Consider the following 17541-nt stretch of genomic DNA (forward strand, 5'->3'; position numbering starts at 1 on the left):
CGTTACCCTTGCGGATCAGCTTCAACCGGACAACCAGCGTGGACAGCAAGCGCTTACGCGAGCGAACTCAGGCCATTCTACGGGACACCCTCGCATGGTTGCGCTTTCGCGTCACGCGATCTGGAGATGCCCCCCGAACACCGGATGACTGCCGCGCCGCCCCTCCAGACCTCACAAACCGTGAGGCCGAGGAAGCCCTGCGGGACAATGAGGCAAGCCTGACCCAGCTCCTGGATACCGTGCCGGACATCTCCATTCAGGGTTACCGGCTGGATGGAACGGTGGTTTACTGGAATCCCGCCAGCGAGCATCTGTATGGCTATTCTGCCCATGAGGCCCTGGGCGCCAACCTGGCAGACCTCATCATTCCGCCGGAGGATCTAGATATCTTTGCCCAGCGCATGCGACAGGTGCGTGAAGGCGTCAATCTGCCCCCCTCGGAGATGCTGGTCCTGCGCCATCGGGAGGGACACCCCGTGAGAGTGCTTTCCAGCCATGTGCTGGTGCCCCATGCCAAGGATGGCTCACGCCTTTACTGCATGGACATGGACATGACGGCACGACTCCGGGATCAGGAATGGCTATGGGAGGCGGTACAGGGTGGCAACGTGGGCTTGTTCGAGTGGAAACCCGACGGAACCGTGATGCTCTCACGGGAACTCAAGGCACAACTCGGCTACCAGGATCACGAACTGCCCAATGATCTGGAGGTTTGGCGGTCGTTGATCCATCCGGACGAACAGGAAGAGGATATTCGTCTCTTTGAGCAGTACACGCGTCAGCCAAGGGGGCGATTTCGTATCGAGGTGCGCATGCGCCATCAGGCTGGCGAATGGCGGTGGATCCTCTATCAAGCCTCCCCCGTTTATGGCGTGGACGGACGCTTGAGCAAGATCCTGGGTTCCAGCCTGGATATCACCGAGCGCAAACTCGCCCAGGAACACAGCGAGCGACTGGCCTATGCGGTGGAGCAAAGCCCCGCGGTGGTGATGCTCACCAACACTGATGGCGTGATTGAGTACGTGAACCAGCGGTTCTGTGACATCAGCCGCTTTTCCCGTGAGGAGGTACTGGGGCGGCGCCCGGGAATACTGCGCTACAGCGACAACAACATCAAAAAATATCACCAACTATGGACAACCCTCCGCAGCGGCGAAACCTGGGAAGGCGAGTTCAACAATCGCACGCGCTCGGGTGAGCCCTACTGGGAGCAGGCGAGGATCTCACCCATCCGGGACGCTCAGGGCAAGGTGACGCACTACATCAAGCTGGCGGAGGATATCTCCGATAAGCGCGCCCTGACCGAGCGCCTGGAATACCTCGCCTTTCACGACCCACTGACCGGCTTGCCCAATCGCAGCGTGATGCTGGATCGGATCGGTCAGGCAATCGCCCAGGCCCGGCGGGACCAGCATGCCCTGGCTGTGGTCTTCATCGACCTGGATGATTTCAAGGTGGTCAACGACTCCCTGGGTCATGCCCAGGGCGACCAATTGCTGACACAGATCGCTCAACGCCTGCGCGCCCTGCTGCGCGAGGGAGACACGGTGGCCCGTTTCGGCGGGGATGAGTTCATCTTGCTGCTATCCAAGCTCAAGCATGTGCAGGGAGTGATCCCGGTGATCGAAAAGCTTCAGGCGGAGCTGAGTCGCCCCGTGTCACTGCACCCCCACCAAGTGTTCGTAACCGTGAGCATGGGCATCGCCGTCTACCCTGGCGACAGTGATCGCCCCGAGGAGCTGATACGTCATGCCGATGCAGCCATGTATCGCGCCAAGGCCGAGGGTCGACGTTGTTATCATTTTTACACCTCGGAAATGGACGCGGCACTTCAGGAACGCATGGAACTGGACCAGGCCATGCGCCAGGCGCTGGAACGAAATGAATTCCATCTTGTTTACCAGCCCCGAGTGGATCTGGTCAGTGGGTGCGTGCTCAGCCTGGAAGCCCTGGTGCGCTGGTGTCACCCTCAATGGGGCATGATCTCACCGGGGCGTTTCATCCCCTTGGCGGAAGAGACCGGATTCATCCTCGCCCTGGGGCCTCGGATCCTGCGGCAAGCCTGCGAACAGATTCGCGCCTGGAAGGCCCGGGGCATTCCCACGGTGCCCGTGGCGGTCAACCTGTCGGCTCGCGAGTTCCAGCAGCCCGATATCATCGAACGCATTCTAGCCGCGCTGAACAACACGGGTCTGGACGCCTGTGACCTGGAGATCGAGATCACCGAGAGTGCAGCCATGAGTTCCGTTGAGCAGACCATCCGCATCCTGACCGACCTCAATGGCCATGGGGTGCGCGTCTCCATCGATGACTTCGGTACCGCCTATTCCTCGCTCAACTATCTCAAGCGCCTGCCAGTACATGCCATCAAGATCGATCAATCCTTCGTTTCCGACATGAAGGATGACCCCGCAAACCACCCTGAGGATGCCGCCATTATCCGGGCCATTATTGGGCTGGGCGAGACGCTCGGCATGAAGGTCATTGCCGAGGGCATTGAAAACACCGTGCAGCGGGATTTCCTGCTGGATCATGGTTGCGTGCAGGGACAGGGCTACCTGTTCTGCCGCCCGATGCCGGCCGAGGGGATGGAGCAATTGCTGGTAGCAGGGCTCAAACAGACGTAACAAACTCGATGAGATGGCCATCGAGCAGCCGCTCTAGGCAAACACCGCAACAGCCGCCAGGCGGGTACCGAACCATTGTTGGCGCAGGCCGCGCTGCTGCTGAAGCAGGATGGCCAGATAGCCGGCAAGAGGGTGCCCCGAGGGCAGCCGAGCCGCGTGGTCACGCAGGGCGGGCTGGTAGGGCTGCTGCTCTGCCGGCAGGTGCTCGACTGTGGCATGCTCGGCCAGCCAGGCGATGGGGGGCAGCAGCAGATCGGTGGCGCCGCTGCTCAGGGCGTTGTGAAGGCCAACCACATCAAAATCGCCGAAGTAAACATGCGGCCTGCCCGTGCTGGCCCAGGCCTGGCCCAACCTGGCAAAGCCACCACCATAATGACTGTCGCCACGATAGAGCGGCAGTGGACGGGACCAGCGCGCCAACGCGGGAAGGTCGGGGGCCAGGTCGTAGAAGCTGTCCAGGTTCTCCACCTGCACGAGGACATCGAAGGCGGAGAGGTCGATATGGCGCCAGTCAAGATCATGGACGTCCCGGGGTGCCGGGGCGATACCGGGCAGCGGGGTGGCGGCGGGCAGGCTGACCAGCACGCGATGGTCCCGCGGACTTTCGCGTACGCCCTTCTCCTCACGGTTGCCGTGGCGGGCCTGCTCGGCAGTCGTCAGGCCGCTGAGGTTCGCCTCAATGCTTGGTAGCCCCGAGGCCTCCAGGGCTTCGTTGATCTGCGCCAGCAGTTCGCGGTCGAAGCGCAAGGTTCGGTTGGAACACCGCATGCCCAGCACCACATCGTGCTCATGGCACCAGGCCTCGATCTCCGCCATGACCTTGCCATGGCGGGATTTGTCCACGCAGGGCTCATGGCGCAGCTTCTTGCGCACTTCACGGAGCACCCTGTAAGCAACCGGTGACAGGCTCATGCCGGCAGCAGTGCCAATTGCAGTTGCACATCGTGGATCAGATACAGATGGTTGAAGGGGCTGGCCTGGGTCTCCACCTGACGCAACCGGAAGGCACGCTGTTCACTGCCAGGCAGACCCTGATAATCGGCGATCACCTGGAAAAGCCAGATCTCCGGGTCCCACTCCAGATCACTTTCCTGCAGATACGCCAGCGCGCTCAGCGCCTCACCGTCATGATCCACCACCGCCAGGTAGAACCCCTCCACATCCTCCCTGAGGGCCTGCTGGCGTGCGGTCACCCGGGTGTCCTCGGGCAATTCGGCGGCGCCGGCGGCAGTGACCGGCTCCGGGCGTGATGCGGGCCGAGGCAGGTGGTGAATCAGCTCAGCGACCAGACGGGCATCAGCATCGTGGTCCAGGGCCACGGCACCCGCAGGCATGATGGGCGCTGCCCGATTGATCAGTTCCGGCACCTGGCTGCGCAGGGCGTAGTTGCCGGGCACGAAGTTCGGGTGCTCACGCAAAAACCCGACCATGCCGGCCACCAGGCGGCTGCGCGACTGCTGTTGACGGAAGCGCGCCATCAGCTCGATCAGCCGCCGCTGCACCTCCCGCAGGCTGGTGTAGTGCTGGGTGAGTTGCTGCTGCAGACCGCTCACCAGTAGCTTGCGCAGGGCGCCATCGCTGCCCACCAATTCAATCAGTTCGTCGAATTTGATCAGTTCCAGGCCGTCCAGCAGGCGCACGATCTGCTTCTGGGCGCGCTCGTTCTCGCGGACCTTGTCGCCCAGGCGACTGACGAAACCAAAGTCGCTGTTGAGCCGCCGCCACAGGCTGTCGATGGCGTCGGCAAAGCGGCCGTTCAGGTCGTCCACCTCCTGGCGCAGGCGCAGAAGCTGCTGTTCCTGACGCCAGTACTCGCCAGCGTCGCGGGCCTCCCGATAGCTCTGCACCAGCGTGCGCACCAGCTCGAGCGTCTCGGCCACGTCGGCATTGACGTGGCGACGGGTCTCGTCGGCCAGCATCTCGGCGATCAGCTCACGCACTTTGGGGGCCAGCTTGACGCCACTGTGTTCGTCGGGCCGCCACAGGATGCGCGCCGCCAACAGTCGATTCAGCGCGGTGGTGCTCAACCCTTCCAGCGGCACCTCATCGCAGGCGTAGCCGGCCATCAGCGTCTCGGCATGCTTGCCCAGCAGCGCCAGGCGCTCGACACCGGTGCTGATCAGCCGGCTCTCCAGGGCATGGGGATCGCTGCCGCTCATAGCAGGCTCTGTTGAGTGGGCGCCTGATCTTCAATGGGCAGATTCTCCTCATCGCGGATGAATCGGACCAGGTCGATCAGGTAGTCGATCTTGCCGGTCACCACGTAGTACTGGCGATCGGCATGGGGCTGCTGCAGGTAACCGTGTTCCTTGAGGCGCTTGAAGACCTGCTTGAGCTGGGCGTCCAGCTGGTCACTCTGGGAGCCGAAGAAGGGGTCGGAGGCCAGCCGCTCCAGGCGCTCACGCAAGCCCTGGTGGTCCTCGCAACGGGAGCTGAAGTCGGCGGGCTTGAGCACGTCACCGGGGCCCGCCAGGCCATCACGGCCCAATGCCTCCTGTACCCACTGCAACCACTCCAGCATCGGCATCAGGCTCCCCACGGTGTCGCCCAACTGGCGCGAAAGCTGCTCCCGGGCGGCCTCATCGAGCCGCAGCCAGGCGAGGAAGTAAACCGTGCCGTCGGTGTTGGTGGCCAGGCGACGATTGAGCGGACGCAGGTAGGCGTCGATCTGTTCGCGGATCGACTCATCCTGAAGATGACGAAAGGCGGCCTCGTCACTCACCGCGCAGATGAAATCGCCGGCCAGCAGGCGCTCCAGCAAGGGACCCTGTTCGATCATGGTGCCACCTCCTCGGCGCGGGCCTGAAGGCGCTGAGCCAGGCGGCTCAGGCGCGGTTCGATGCGCTTGAGCCGGCGTTTGCCGGAGTCCGACGCATCGCGGTCAATCAGGTAGCGGTTGTGGAACAGCAGCAGCACGTCCGACTCCGGGTTGGGGAAGGCGCCGACAATATGGATGCAGTTGTTGTCGCAAGCGTTGAAGATCTTCTCCACGTTGGGATAAGCCAGGGTACCGATCTCGTCGATGGGCCAGTGAATGGTCACTTGGGCTTCGCCGCGCAGCAACCGGGTGAAGGCCAGCAGGAACTTGCAGAGGATCAGGTAGGCCATGCCGTGACTGGAGGACTCCAGCAACTGGCGGTCGCTCTTGATCACCAGGTCCGTGCCCCCCTCGTTCAGGTGGAGCTCCAAGCGCAATAGACTCTCGAAGCTGTACTGCTGATCGCTACGCAACAACTCCACCACGTCGGCCAGGGCATCCAGATAATCGTCGCCCGGCAGCGGCTGGCCGGAGTCACGCCACTCCCGGTAGTGCTGGGTGAAGCGCTTGAGCGGCTCCCAGAAACCCAGCTCATCGATGGTGGACTGGATCTTCACCTCGGCGCGGCCGATGCCCTCCAGCTTGAGGTCATCGGCCACCTCGTCGGAGAGGCGTCGGCTCTGGGCGTTGATGCGTCGGTTGAGGTCGCGGAACACGGTGAAGAATTTGTCCAGGTCGTCCCCCATGTTGCGTCCTTCCTGCTGGAGTTGCTCCTGTCGGCCCTCCAGCAACTGGAGCATGCCCGCCAGCACACCGAGCATGCGCCGGGGGCTGGTGTCTTCGAGCCGGGCGCGCTCCGCATCCAGGGTCTCATGAAAATCCGCACTGGCGCCCTTGATGAGGTCGGACTCCATGTTCTGACAGCCCTGACGCAGTTCGTCCTGGGTGCGAACGTGATCCGCCAGCCCCTGACGGACGCGCTCGATGCGCTCTGAGACATCCCCTGGAACCTCACCCTGGGATGCCGGCGCGGAGTCCAGGTGCAGCGCATCGAGCCGGGTGAGCAGCGGTGCGAGGGTGTCGACCAGCTGCTGTTCCGCAGCGCGACGTTTTTCGAGATCAGCGATCGCTGCCCGATGTTCTTTCCGAGCCGTCTCGAACTGCTGCTTGAGCTGCTCCCGCTCGCGGATGGCGCTCTGGTGCTCGCGGCCAAGCTCGGTCTGCCGGGCCATCAGGTGCGGCTTGCGCTCGCCCCAGTCCACCCGCATGAAGCGCGTGTAGGCTTCGAGTTCCTCACGACGGCCCTCGGTCTGACGAATACGTTGCTCTAGTGCTTTAGAGCGTGAGCGGGTCTCGTTGAGGCTGGCGGTGTCCACGCCCTGCTCGGCCAGTTCACGCTCGAAGGCGGCCTCGAGCTCCTCGCGCTGACGGCGGTTTTCTTCCTTGAATTCGGCCAACTGGCGTCGGTACTGGGCGATCTGCTCATCAAAACCGGCGAGAAGCCCCTGGAATTCGTCGTTGAGCGCCCGGCGCTGGGCATGGTGGGTTTCGGCCAGCGCCTGCAGTGACTGCTCCCGCTCCTCATTCAGTGCCTGCTGCAGAGTCTCCTGTTCTTCGAGGGCCTCGCGGCAGGCAGCCCGACGTGCCTGACGGGCCGCATCGTGGCGCTGTTGGCACTGGCTGCGCGCCTGCAGGGCATAGTCCACCTCTTCAGCGGCGTGGCGGTGTGCGGTGCGGGCACGATCGAGGCGTGCAGAGGCCTCCTGAACCTTATCGTTATGGGCCTTGAGCGCCTTCTCGGCCGCCTCTTTGGCCTTTCCCGCCTGGTGCAGTGCCTGCTGGGCAGTCTCGATCTCGGCCAGCAAGGTGGTCTCATCCCAGGCATGATCCGGCAGGGCGATGGCAGCGAGATCCACCACCAGCCCATAGAGATCATCGCTGGCAGCGTCGTTGAACTGCGGGGCCAGGTCGCGGCGCTCAAGCAGTTCCGGGGCGATCACCTTGCCGAGACTCTGCTCCCAACCCGGGCGATGGTGGCGCAGAAAATAGCGCAGGCTGCCCTGGGCAGGATCCCGCTGGATCAGCAACCCATCAAGGCGCAGCTCGGCCCGGGAGCACTGCTGACGGGCAAGCTCCAGATCCTGCTCGGCTGGATCGCGCTCACGCTTGCGCGCTTCGAGTTCGCCGCGTACCGCCTCCACTGCGGCGGCGGCCGCATTTTGTTCGCTCTGAGCCTGGTCGACCCGGGCCTGAACCTGCTGGGCCTCGTGGACCTCCTCGGTCGTCTGGCTGTCATGGGCCAGCTGGGCCTTGAGTTCGGCAAGCCGGGTGGCGCCCTCATCCAGGCGGCTGCGGTAACCCTCATCCAGTGCCTTTCGGCGGTCCTGATAGTCGGTCTCCAGGCGCTGTTCTTTTTCACTCCGGGCCGCTCGGCAGGCTTCCTTCTCCTTGTCGAGGGCATCGATGCGCGCCTGGGTCTCATCGCCGCGGCGTTCGAGCAGGTCGCCAAGCTCCACCAGCCGGGCATTCAGGCGCACCCTGCTCTCCTGCGCCGCCTGCTGCATCAGTTCCAGGTGATCACGCAGTTGCTGCCACTCCTCGCGCCAATGGGGCAGTGCCTCAAGATCGCGCTCAAGCCCGGGCATGTCGGCCTCCTTGAAGGCCTCGAACTGACGCTGCAGGTCGTCGAGCACGCGTCGCGTCTGATCCAGTTCGCTGTCCAGCTCGCTGATGCGGTCGTTGAGGGCGCCACGGGCTTCTTCATGGGCCTGATCGCGCTCCTGGAACTCACGTCGCAGCGCATTGAGCCGACCCTCAAGGTCAGCGCCGGCGCGCTCGGCACGGTGGAGGTCGGCCTTGAGCTGGGGCCGAAGCTGACACAGCGACACCTCCAGATCCGCGACCTCACGATCGAGTCGCTGCAACTCTCCCAAGGTGCGTTGCAGAGGGGCCAGACGCATGGACTGACGCATGCGGGCGATCCACTCCCGGGCCTTGGTGTTGCGGATGCGCGTCACCGGCAGCTCGACACCGTCCTCCTCGAAGATGGCCGCCAGCATGGTCTTGAGGGTGTCCATCTTGCCCTCCTTGGCGTGCACCGCCGAGACCAGTTTTTCCATGTGACGGATGCGCTGCCCCGCACGCACCAGGCTGAAGCGGGCCGCCATCTGGCGCAGCCGCAGTGCCTCGCGGCTGTTGCCGTATTGCTGGGTGAAATCGTTCTGAATCACCGCGCGATATTCGGAGCTGGCAGCAAGTTTCTGCGACACCTCGACACCCTGGCGGCGCAGGCCGTTGGCCCACTGGGCATAGTCCAGTGCGGTCACACCATCCTCGCTCGTGACCAGGTAGTCCTCGGGGCGATAGGGTCCACTGACGAAGCGATATTCCACACCGCCGTCGCTCTTGCGGGTGAGTACCGCCTGACAGACGTCGCCCGCTTCACGACGGTATTCGTAGACCAGATAGCTGTTACGGTGCGGCAAGTAGAAGGCGTCGAACTTCTGCCGTGTTCTGGGCACCACCTTGTTGGGCAACTCACCGTAGAACACCGGCACCAGCCGCTGCAGGGTGGTCTTGCCCGAGGCGTTGGTGCCACAGATATTGGTGTGGCCATCCACATCCAGCTCGACCACCCCCTCAAGATGGCCGTGAATCATCACGATGCGTAACAGGTGCGCCATACCGCGTTCCGGATCCCTAGACGTTGAAGGTGCCTATCTTGCCAGAGACCCGGACACGATGTGGCCCCGAGACATCCGGGTAGGTACACTCAAGCGCCATGAATCCCTCGACACTATTGGGCATGCTCGGCGGGCTGGTGCTCTTGGTGAGCATCCTCGCCTTCACCTCCCAGGACCTGGGGGCCTTCCTCAACTTGCCGGGCCTGGGGATTGTGCTCGGGGGGACCGTGGCGGCCACCCTGATGAGTTACCCCCTCAGCGAGATGCTGCGAGTCTTCCGAGTCTTCTGGCTGGTGCTTCGCAACGAGCACTATTTTTACCGGGACGATCTCGACGAGATCGTCGAGGTCTCTCGGCTCTGGTTCAGCGGTGAACTGGCGGCGGCGGACGACCGTATCGAGGCCATCCGCAACCCCTTCCTGCGGGCCGGGGTACAATTGGTGATCGATGGTACACCGCTGGAGGACATCGATGACTTTCTGCAATGGCGCATGGTGCAGCTGCGGCGCAGGGAGAGTGCCGAGGCCCAGGTGTTTCGCTCCATGGCTATATACGCCCCGGCCTTCGGCATGCTGGGGACCCTGGTGGGCCTGATCAACATGCTCCTGGCCACCCAGACCGACGACTTCGGTATCATCGCCACCAATCTGGGGGTGGCCCTGATCACCACTTTCTACGGACTGATCCTGGCCAACCTGGTCTTCCGGCCCATCGCCATCAAGCTGGAGCGGCGCACCGAGGAGCGCATGATTCTCATGAACATGGTGCGCCAGGGGATCACCCTGATGCGCAAGGGGCGCTCTCCCGCGCATATCCGCGAGACCCTCCGTTCCTTCATGGCTCAGCACAAGGATGACCTGCGAACCAACACACCCCTGCCAGAGGAGGGGGAGGACGCCGCAGCCACGGAGCCCAAAGGCCGGCACGATGCCTGAACATGGGTCCGATTGGCGCATGGGGGGGACGCATCATGGTCCGGTCTCCCGCCGCCACGGGGCCGGAGGCGCCCCGCCGGAGCAGCTGGAAGAGCCTCTGTGCCGGCGCACACGCCCCTTCGAGTTTGCCCAGGAACCGCCGAAGGAAGATGAGAATATCTGGCTACTCACCTACCTGGACCTGCTCACCCTCATCGTCGTCTTCTTCGTCTTGCTGCTGGCCTACTCTCAGGTCAACGAGGAGACACGGCAGCGGGAGTTGGTGGATCCCTTTTTTGTGCAACCGGGCCAGGCGCAACGCCCCGAACTCATTCCCCCGCTGGTGGATCCCCTGTCCCCGGGCGATGCCGAACGGCTGGCCCGGGCCGTGGATATCTCCCTGGCAGATACGGGCATGTCGGATCAGGTGGAGATCCTGGCCACCCCCGGCCAGGTGGAATTGCGGCTGAGTGAGGGGATCCTCTTCCCCAGCGGCCGCGCCGAACTCTTGCCCGAGGGGGTTCGGCTGCTGGAGGCACTCGTTCCGTTATTGAGCTCGGAGGTGAAGCGGATTGCCGTTGAAGGACATACCGACGACCGCCCCATCACCACCGAGCGCTTCCCTTCCAACTGGGAACTCTCCGCTCATCGCGCCACGGTGGTGGTGCGCCACCTGATCCGTCAGGGCCTGGAACCAGAGCGGCTGGAGGCGGTAGGTCTGGCGGCTACCCGCCCCCTGGCAGACAACGACACTGCGGAGGGTCGAGCTCGCAATCGACGGGTGTCTCTGGTGGTACAGGTGGCTCATTAGAGCCCAGCGCCAGGGTGCGCACCTCGTCGGCCACCACCGCAAACCCCCTACCTGCCTCCCGGCACGTGCAGCCTCGACCGTCCGACTGGCTTTCATCTCCGTCTGCCACCCGACCTGTGCGGCCCGCTTCGGCGGGGATTCGTTCATCCTGTTAGCGGGACTTGCTGCTGGATCATGGCTGCGTGCAAGGACAGGGTTACCTGTATAGCCGGCTGGCGCCGGCCGAGGATGTGGAACGGTTGCTGCGCCCTACTCAGGCGTAGCGATCCAGGCCCAGGCCGTCGGGATCGATATCCGTGGAATGGCCGCCGACCAGATCAGCCACGAACCTTGACGAGCCCAGGGACATGGTCCACCCCAGCGTCCCGTGACCTATGTTCAGGAACAGATTGTCATAATTTGTACTGCCCAGGATGGGCACGCTGTCCGGGGTCATGGGCCGCAGCCCGGCCCAGAACTCTGCCGTCTCAATCGCGCCACCGCCGGGGAATAGATCGCGCACCACGTACTCGATGGCCGCGCGGCGTTGTGGCGGCAGGTCCTTGTTGTCCCCGGCGATCTCCGCCACCCCGCCCACCCGGATGCGCTGGTCGAAGCGGGTAACGGCCACCTTGTATTTCTGGTCCATCACCGTGGATTGGGGGGCCCTGACCTCATCCAGGATCGGCATGGTCAGAGAGTAGCCCTTGAGGGGGTAAACGGGCACGTGAATTCCGATCCTGCCCAGCACCCGGGGTGACTCACACCCCATGGCCAACACATAGCGGTCGGCACTCAGGGTGCCGGCGGAGGTTCTGATACCGGTGATCTTCCCATTGCCGGTGTCGATGGCCTCCACCCGGGTATTCATCAAAAAGGTCACACCCCGGGTTTCACAGGCCTTTGCCAGGGCGCAGGTGAACTTGTGGCAATCACCGGTCTCATCCCCCGGCAGAAGCACCCCACCGGCGATCTTTTCCCGCACATGGGCCAGGGCCGGTTCCTGACGAATACAGGCGTCCACGTCCAGCAGTGCATGGGGGATGTGATGGCGCTCCAGGATGGCCACATTGCTGGCGGCAGCAGCCAGATCCTTCTCCGTGCGGAACAGCTCCAGGGTGCCCTTCTGGCGGCCATCGTAGTCCAGCGTCAGATCTTCCCGCAGCTGTTTGAAGCACTCGGCGCTGTAACGGGCCACCCGCAGCATGCGTTCCTTGTTCACCTCGAAGGCCGAGGCGCTGCACTGTCCCAGCATCTTCAACAGAAAACGCAGTGCGCGGATGTCGAGGGCCTTCGGACTGATGTACAGGGGCGCCAGGTCCTGCATCAGCCATTGGACCGCCTTGAAGGGAACGCCCGGCGCGGCCCATGGAGTGGAGTGGTCGAACGACAACATGCCTGCATTGGCATGACTGGTCTCCATGGCCGGCGCCTCCAGCTGGTCAACCACCGTCACCTCATGGCCTGCCCTTGCCAGATACCAGGCGCTGGTGACACCGATCACGCCACTGCCCAATACCAGGATTTTCATAAGGGAACCTCACGTTCCAGAAAATGGAGCCAGATCCTTACAGTTAAGAATGCTTCGGCGCAAAAAAGTTTGGGAATTTCGTCAGCGCTGCCAGCCCAACTCCAGAAGAGCATCTCGGCATCCATATCAAGGCGCTTCAAGCTGGAAGGAAATGGTGGTGACTACCCGTACCTTCCTGATTTCATTTGTGCAGTTGTCCCTGCCTTCAATGCTGAACAGGCCCTGGGTCGCGGTGATGGCTCTCATGGCAAAGCGATACGTCCTGTTGTAGCCTTTCATCAAACTTGGCCCCTTTCCTGCAGTGGCTCGACCGCATACCGGTAGGAAGGAGTTGAACATGACATTCAGACAGGAGTTGAGTATGTCCATAAGGTTCTTCAGCTGCGCTTTCATCCTGGTGGCGGGTCTTCTGGGTTCGGGGCTGGCGGAAAGCTGTACGCGCGTGGTCTACCAGGGCCCGCAAGATCGTATCCTCACCGGACGCAGCATGGACTGGAAGCTGCCCATGGTCAGCAACCTATGGGCATTTCCCCGCGGCATGGAGAGAAACGGGCTGGCCGGAGATCGCTCGGTGACCTGGAACAGCCGCTATGGCAGCCTGATTGCGTCCGGCTATGATATTTCCACCGCCGACGGCATGAACGAGGCCGGTCTGGTGGCCAATCTCCTGTGGGAGGTCAACGCCACCTATCCTGACGATGATGGTGAAACGCCGCGCATCTCCGTGGCGATTTTCCCGCAGTATCTGCTCGACCGTCACGCCACGGTGGCGGAGGCGGTTGCCGACCTGAAATCGAACGCCATTGACGTCGTGACGGGGCCGCTGCCCATTGACCCGAGTCGCTTCGCCACGGTGCATGTGTCCCTGTCGGACGCGACGGGCGACAGTGCGGTGATCGAGTTCATCGACGGTGAGATGGTCATCCATCACAGTCGCGACTATCAGGTGATGACGAACGAGCCCACCTACGACAGGCAGCAGGCCATTCTTGAGTACTGGGAAAACGTGAATCCGCGGGAATTCCTGCCCGGTACGGTACGTGCTTCCGATCGTTTCGTGCGCGCCCAGTTCTATATCAATGCCGTGGTGCAAAGTGACGACCCGCGGGTCGCCGCTGCCTCGGTGTTCAGCGTCATCCGCCAGACCTCCGTGCCCTGGGGCATCAGCGTTGCGGATGCCCCCAACCTGTCGACCACCCGCTGGCGCGTGGTCGCTGACCACAAGCAGCGGCGCTATTACGCCGAGTCGGTGATCTCACCCAGCGTGTTCTGGGTCGACCTTGATCAACTGGATTTCAGCGAAGGTGCGGATACTCAGAAACTGGACCTGGGTGTGGATATGGAGCGGGTGCTTTCCGGCGAGGTGTCGGAGCTGTTCGTGACGGCCGAGCCGTTTGCCTTCCAGGCAGCGGACTGACGCCGTTTTGCCTCGGTCGTTTGCGGTGTTGGCGCTGCTGTATTGTGGCATCGCCGCAGGGCAGGAGCCCGATCCGCTGTCGCTGGATTTTCGCAGTGCACTGCAACGCCTTGTCACCATCCAATTTGTCTGAGCCTTTGTATGCAGTTTCATATTCAATGCCAAGGCCTAACCCTAAAGCCCAGCCATCCTGACCTCTGGTGAAGTCATCGACTGAGGGCAAAGAGACTAACGCGGCTCATCCTTCTTGCACTAATGCTGCTTGAAAGAAAATTCCATTTATAAACATGATCAACAAAATACCTGCAAGATTTTTCATCAGGAATTCTTCCTAAGTGAACCAGTGCGGTACCGACGTTTTTTAGCTGATGATCAGACGTGGTGATATTGAGGCGCCTGCATAATAGTAGCATCCACGATGCTGACCCGGCCCGGGGAAAAAGACGGCGGCTTCAATCTTCAGCATCAGGGCCGCAAACAGCTCGTCCACCAAGTCCAGCTCTTTGAGCCACCCCCAAAACAGCCACATTATGTTAATGTAATCAGCATGTTTGCTATGTAAAAGAGGAGTCCAGCCAAGGCCGGGCTCATCTTATCGGGAGATCATCGCATGTCGCGCCGAAGACGTTCAGTCGAACTGCCCAGCATATCCACGGGCCTGCGCGCCGCCTGGCATGACGGTTATGGGCTCGAGGATCTGCGCAAAGATGTGATGGCCGGCCTCACTATTGGCACCGTGGCCGTGCCGCTATCCATGGCATTGGCGATTGCCACGGGCGTCCCGCCTCAGCATGGCCTTTATACGGCTATTGTGGCCGGGGCCATCATCGCGCTAACCGGCGGTTCACGTTTCAATGTATCCGGCCCGACGGCCGCCTTTGTGGTCATCCTTTTTCCCATTGTTCAACAGTATGGCCTGGGTGGTTTGCTCATCGCCTCCATGATGGCGGGCATGATCCTGGTGACGTTAGGGGTCACCCGCATGGGCCGCCTTATCCAGTTTGTCCCCTACCCGGTTGTACTGGGGTTTACGGCGGGCATCGCGGTCGTGATCGCGGTCTTGCAGATTCCTGATTTTTTCGGACTTGAAACGGGCTCGCTGACCGAACACTTCATTGAAAATGTTTGGCTCATCCTGACCTCATTTCCCACCTTGCAGCCACTAGAATTCGGCGTAGGTATATTTACACTGCTGGTCATGCTCATCTGGCCACGCCTTCATATACCCATTCCGGCACCCCTTATCGGTTTGGTGGTAGGCGCCATCGCGGCGTATTTCGTCAATCAATGGCTGAGCAGCCAGGAAACCAGTGCTGCCATAGACACGATCGCATCGCGCTTCACTTGGGAGGCCAACGGGGAAACGGGCATTGGCATACCCCCCATCCCCCCCACGTTCATGGCGCCTTGGCTATTGCCTGGGCCAGATGGTGAGCCACTGCAGCTGAGCTTTGACCTGATACGGGCACTCCTCGGCCCGGCTTTTGCCATTGCCATACTGGGTGCTATTGAATCCCTATTATGTGCGGTCGTGGCCGATGGTTTGACCAAGACGAAACATGATCCCAATGCTGAGCTGATAGGCCAGGGACTGGGTAATATAGCTGCACCACTATTTGGTGGAATTACTGCAACGGCCGCGATTGCCCGCACGGCCACCAATATCCGCAGTGGCGCCCGGTCCCCGATCGCCGCAGTGATTCACGCGCTGGTGGTCCTGCTTGCCATCATCGCGCTGGCGGGGTTGCTCGGCATGGTGCCCATGGCGGCACTGGCGGCCCTTCTCTTCATCATTGCATGGAACATGAGCGAGGCAAGACATGCCCTGCACACACTGCGGTCAGCGCCGCCAGGCGATGTAGCCATCCTCGTCACATGCTTCGGCCTCACTGTCATTTTTGACATGGTATTGGCCGTGGCAGTGGGTATTGGGTTGGCCGCCGCGTTGTTCATCAGGCGAATGGCTTCACTGACTCAAACTGATCATGTGGAGACCAAAAACCATCCCATGATCGGAGGGCTCCCTGCTGAGGTGGCAGTGTATGACGTCAACGGGCCATTATTTTTCGGGGCTGCGGAAAAGGCATTGAGTTCGCTGCATCTGGCAGACCCCAAAGTCAAGACCATCATTATTGACATGCACGACGTGCCGAGCATGGACGGAACGGCCATTGTTGCGCTTCAGTCACTGATTGCAGAAATGACGCATCAGGGGATTGGATTGATCCTCGTTGGCTTGCAGCCCAGGATAATAACCAAGTTGCGTCGCGCAGGCGTGCGCAAGGTTGCGGGATCTCTCTCACACTGCCGAAATTTAACGCAAGCGGGGATGGTGGCTTTGCGTTGGCATAAAGAAAGGGGTGGTCAAGTACCCCTGCCTGAAGGCCGGGTGAAGTGGAATCACTGAAGGAATCCACGTCCAGGGTTAACTCTCATGCATCTCGGCGGTGAAGCACCCCACTTCGGACTGGGTTGCTGAAAAGGCCGGCGGCATGGTCAAACGCGTGATGGTCGGCGCGGCATCCATCTCGGTTGCCTCGTGCACCGCACATTCCCTGGTAGTGATCATCGCAGGAAGCCCGCCTTGTCAAGCCGCTTCATCCATGCGGGGCGCCCGGCATGAGTCGCCAGCAGTTTTTCAAGGTCGCGGCGAAACTCCTGACCGCGCTCGGCAGCGTGTAGGGCCTCGGCCAGATCCTGCAGGCGCTGAAGGGCCTCGTCGTAGGCGGCACCGGTGCGGCGCTGCAAGAGCGCGTCGATGTCGTTCCAGGCACGATCCGCCTGTTTGGCTACTCCCGCGAGATAGCTTGCGCGTTCTGCCTTTTGCTTGGCCTCTTCGGCTTCACGCGCTTCGCGTTCGCGTTCGAGGCGCAGGCTGCGTGCCGTTTCCACGCCGGCCTCTATGACGGTCAGGGTGCGTCGACCCAGGCAGCTGACCATCTGGTTCTGCGTGCGCTGCCAGGCAAGGAATTCGCCGCGCAGCCGCCGTTCGGCCTCCAAAGACCGGCCCAGCAGCATCAGCCGCAATGGAGCACGTAGAGCCTCGGCGGCCTGCGTGGCCAGCCAGTCATCGATGTCCGATTCTGCCGCTTGCGGCGACGGCAGTTCGGGACTTGCTACAGCGGCTGACGCGATCAGGTCCGAATCCAGCAGGAGAAACTCGGCCAGCGCCTTCTGCGCCGGGGTGAGCGCCCCCAGCCCCGCTGGTAGTGACGGTTCGGAATCTCCCGCATCGAACTCGCCTTCACTGACCCGCGCAAGCCACCCGAGATAGAGCGGGCGGGTGTCTCCGCGCAGCAGTTCCTCCCGCAGTGGCAGCAGGCGCGTCATCCAGCCAGGACCATCGTTGTTAATCCAGAAACGATCGTGCGAACGGGATTCGTCGTTGAACCACCACTCCAGGATCCAGTGTTCCGCGTTGTTCAGAGCTCGAAAAGTGGCGGGATATCCAGAAGATAGGCCGTTTTCCGGTACCAAGGCCGCATAGTCCGCGAGCGTTCCCTCGTCGAAACAAGATCGGGGCAGGCGCAACAGTAGTCGGCAAGTGCCCCAGTTGGCCGAATAGACATGCGCGTCGAAGTAGTGCCGTAGCAAGGCCAGAGGATCGGCCTTCAAATCACCCCAGTGGTACTCATTGACGAAACCCCCGGGCGTAATTCGGGCCCGGGAAGAGTAGCGGCGCAGTTCGGTCTGCTCCTGCACGCTCAAAGAACGGTCGACCGCCGTGAATTCGTAATACTGATACTCGCTCATGGCGCGGGTACTCCTTCCTGTTATGACCGCGATCACTTCATTCCAGCGCGGCAAAGGACTCAAGGGGC

General features: G+C 62.0%; 12 protein-coding genes. 5 read left to right on the top strand and 7 right to left on the bottom strand.

Annotated elements, in window-relative coordinates; translation table 11 throughout:
• Positions 1-38 precede the first annotated feature (38 nt).
• Positions 39-2627: a sensor domain-containing protein gene (locus LPW29_RS04395; protein WP_238627031.1), complete on the top strand. Its 2589-nt coding sequence runs from the start codon at positions 39-41 to the stop codon at positions 2625-2627.
• Positions 2628-2660: 33 nt separating this feature from the next.
• On the opposite strand, the gene LPW29_RS04400 is transcribed toward LPW29_RS04395, so the two are convergent.
• Genes LPW29_RS04400 through LPW29_RS04415 form a run of 4 tightly spaced genes read right to left on the bottom strand, consistent with a single transcriptional unit; the run spans position 2661 to position 9068 of the window.
• Positions 2661-3539, bottom strand: coding sequence for a DUF7281 domain-containing protein (locus LPW29_RS04400; protein WP_238627032.1), 879 nt, complete (start codon positions 3537-3539; stop codon positions 2661-2663).
• Positions 3536-4786, bottom strand: a complete 1251-nt coding sequence (locus LPW29_RS04405; protein WP_238627033.1) for a hypothetical protein — start codon at positions 4784-4786, stop codon at positions 3536-3538. Before LPW29_RS04405 ends, LPW29_RS04400 begins: the two co-directional genes overlap by 4 nt.
• Entirely contained in the window at positions 4783-5406 is a 624-nt protein-coding gene (locus LPW29_RS04410) for a condensin complex protein MksE (protein WP_090255257.1), read from the bottom strand. The genes LPW29_RS04405 and LPW29_RS04410 overlap by 4 nt, the downstream gene beginning before the upstream one ends.
• Positions 5403-9068, bottom strand: coding sequence for an ATP-binding protein (locus tag LPW29_RS04415; protein ID WP_238627034.1), 3666 nt, complete (start codon positions 9066-9068; stop codon positions 5403-5405). The genes LPW29_RS04410 and LPW29_RS04415 overlap by 4 nt, the downstream gene beginning before the upstream one ends.
• Before the next feature lie 98 nt (positions 9069-9166).
• On the opposite strand from LPW29_RS04415, the gene LPW29_RS04420 reads away from it, so the two are divergent.
• Both LPW29_RS04420 and LPW29_RS04425 read left to right on the top strand, forming a co-directional pair.
• Entirely contained in the window at positions 9167-10003 is an 837-nt protein-coding gene (locus LPW29_RS04420; RefSeq protein ID WP_238627035.1) for a motility protein A, read from the top strand.
• Positions 9996-10793 carry an OmpA/MotB family protein gene (locus tag LPW29_RS04425; RefSeq protein ID WP_238627036.1) on the top strand — a complete coding sequence of 266 codons (798 nt, stop codon included), beginning with the start codon at positions 9996-9998 and terminating at the stop codon, positions 10791-10793. Before LPW29_RS04420 ends, LPW29_RS04425 begins: the two co-directional genes overlap by 8 nt.
• A gap of 253 nt (positions 10794-11046) precedes the next feature.
• Here LPW29_RS04425 and LPW29_RS04430 read toward each other — a convergent pair whose 3' ends face one another.
• Both LPW29_RS04430 and LPW29_RS04435 read right to left on the bottom strand, forming a co-directional pair.
• Positions 11047-12303 carry a D-amino acid dehydrogenase gene (locus tag LPW29_RS04430; RefSeq protein ID WP_238627037.1) on the bottom strand — a complete coding sequence of 419 codons (1257 nt, stop codon included), beginning with the start codon at positions 12301-12303 and terminating at the stop codon, positions 11047-11049.
• A 126-nt stretch (positions 12304-12429) separates the two neighbouring features.
• The gene (locus LPW29_RS04435) at positions 12430-12582 is read right to left on the bottom strand and encodes a hypothetical protein (RefSeq protein WP_238627038.1); all 153 of its coding nucleotides are present in this window, start codon (positions 12580-12582) and stop codon (positions 12430-12432) included.
• A gap of 58 nt (positions 12583-12640) precedes the next feature.
• Between LPW29_RS04435 and LPW29_RS04440 the strand changes: the two genes are divergently transcribed.
• On the top strand, positions 12641-13720 hold the full coding sequence (locus tag LPW29_RS04440) for a linear amide C-N hydrolase (RefSeq protein ID WP_238627039.1): 1080 nt from the start codon (positions 12641-12643) through the stop codon (positions 13718-13720).
• Between the two features lie 610 nt (positions 13721-14330).
• Positions 14331-16127, top strand: coding sequence for a C4-dicarboxylic acid transporter DauA (gene dauA, locus LPW29_RS04445; RefSeq protein WP_238627040.1), 1797 nt, complete (start codon positions 14331-14333; stop codon positions 16125-16127).
• A 158-nt stretch (positions 16128-16285) separates the two neighbouring features.
• Here dauA and LPW29_RS04450 read toward each other — a convergent pair.
• On the bottom strand, positions 16286-17541 hold a 1256-nt coding region (locus LPW29_RS04450; RefSeq protein ID WP_238627041.1), incomplete at its 5' end, for a hypothetical protein.

Source organism: Ectothiorhodospira sp. 9100, from assembly GCF_022227565.1.
In the GTDB taxonomy this organism is placed as follows: domain Bacteria; phylum Pseudomonadota; class Gammaproteobacteria; order Ectothiorhodospirales; family Ectothiorhodospiraceae; genus Ectothiorhodospira; species Ectothiorhodospira marina.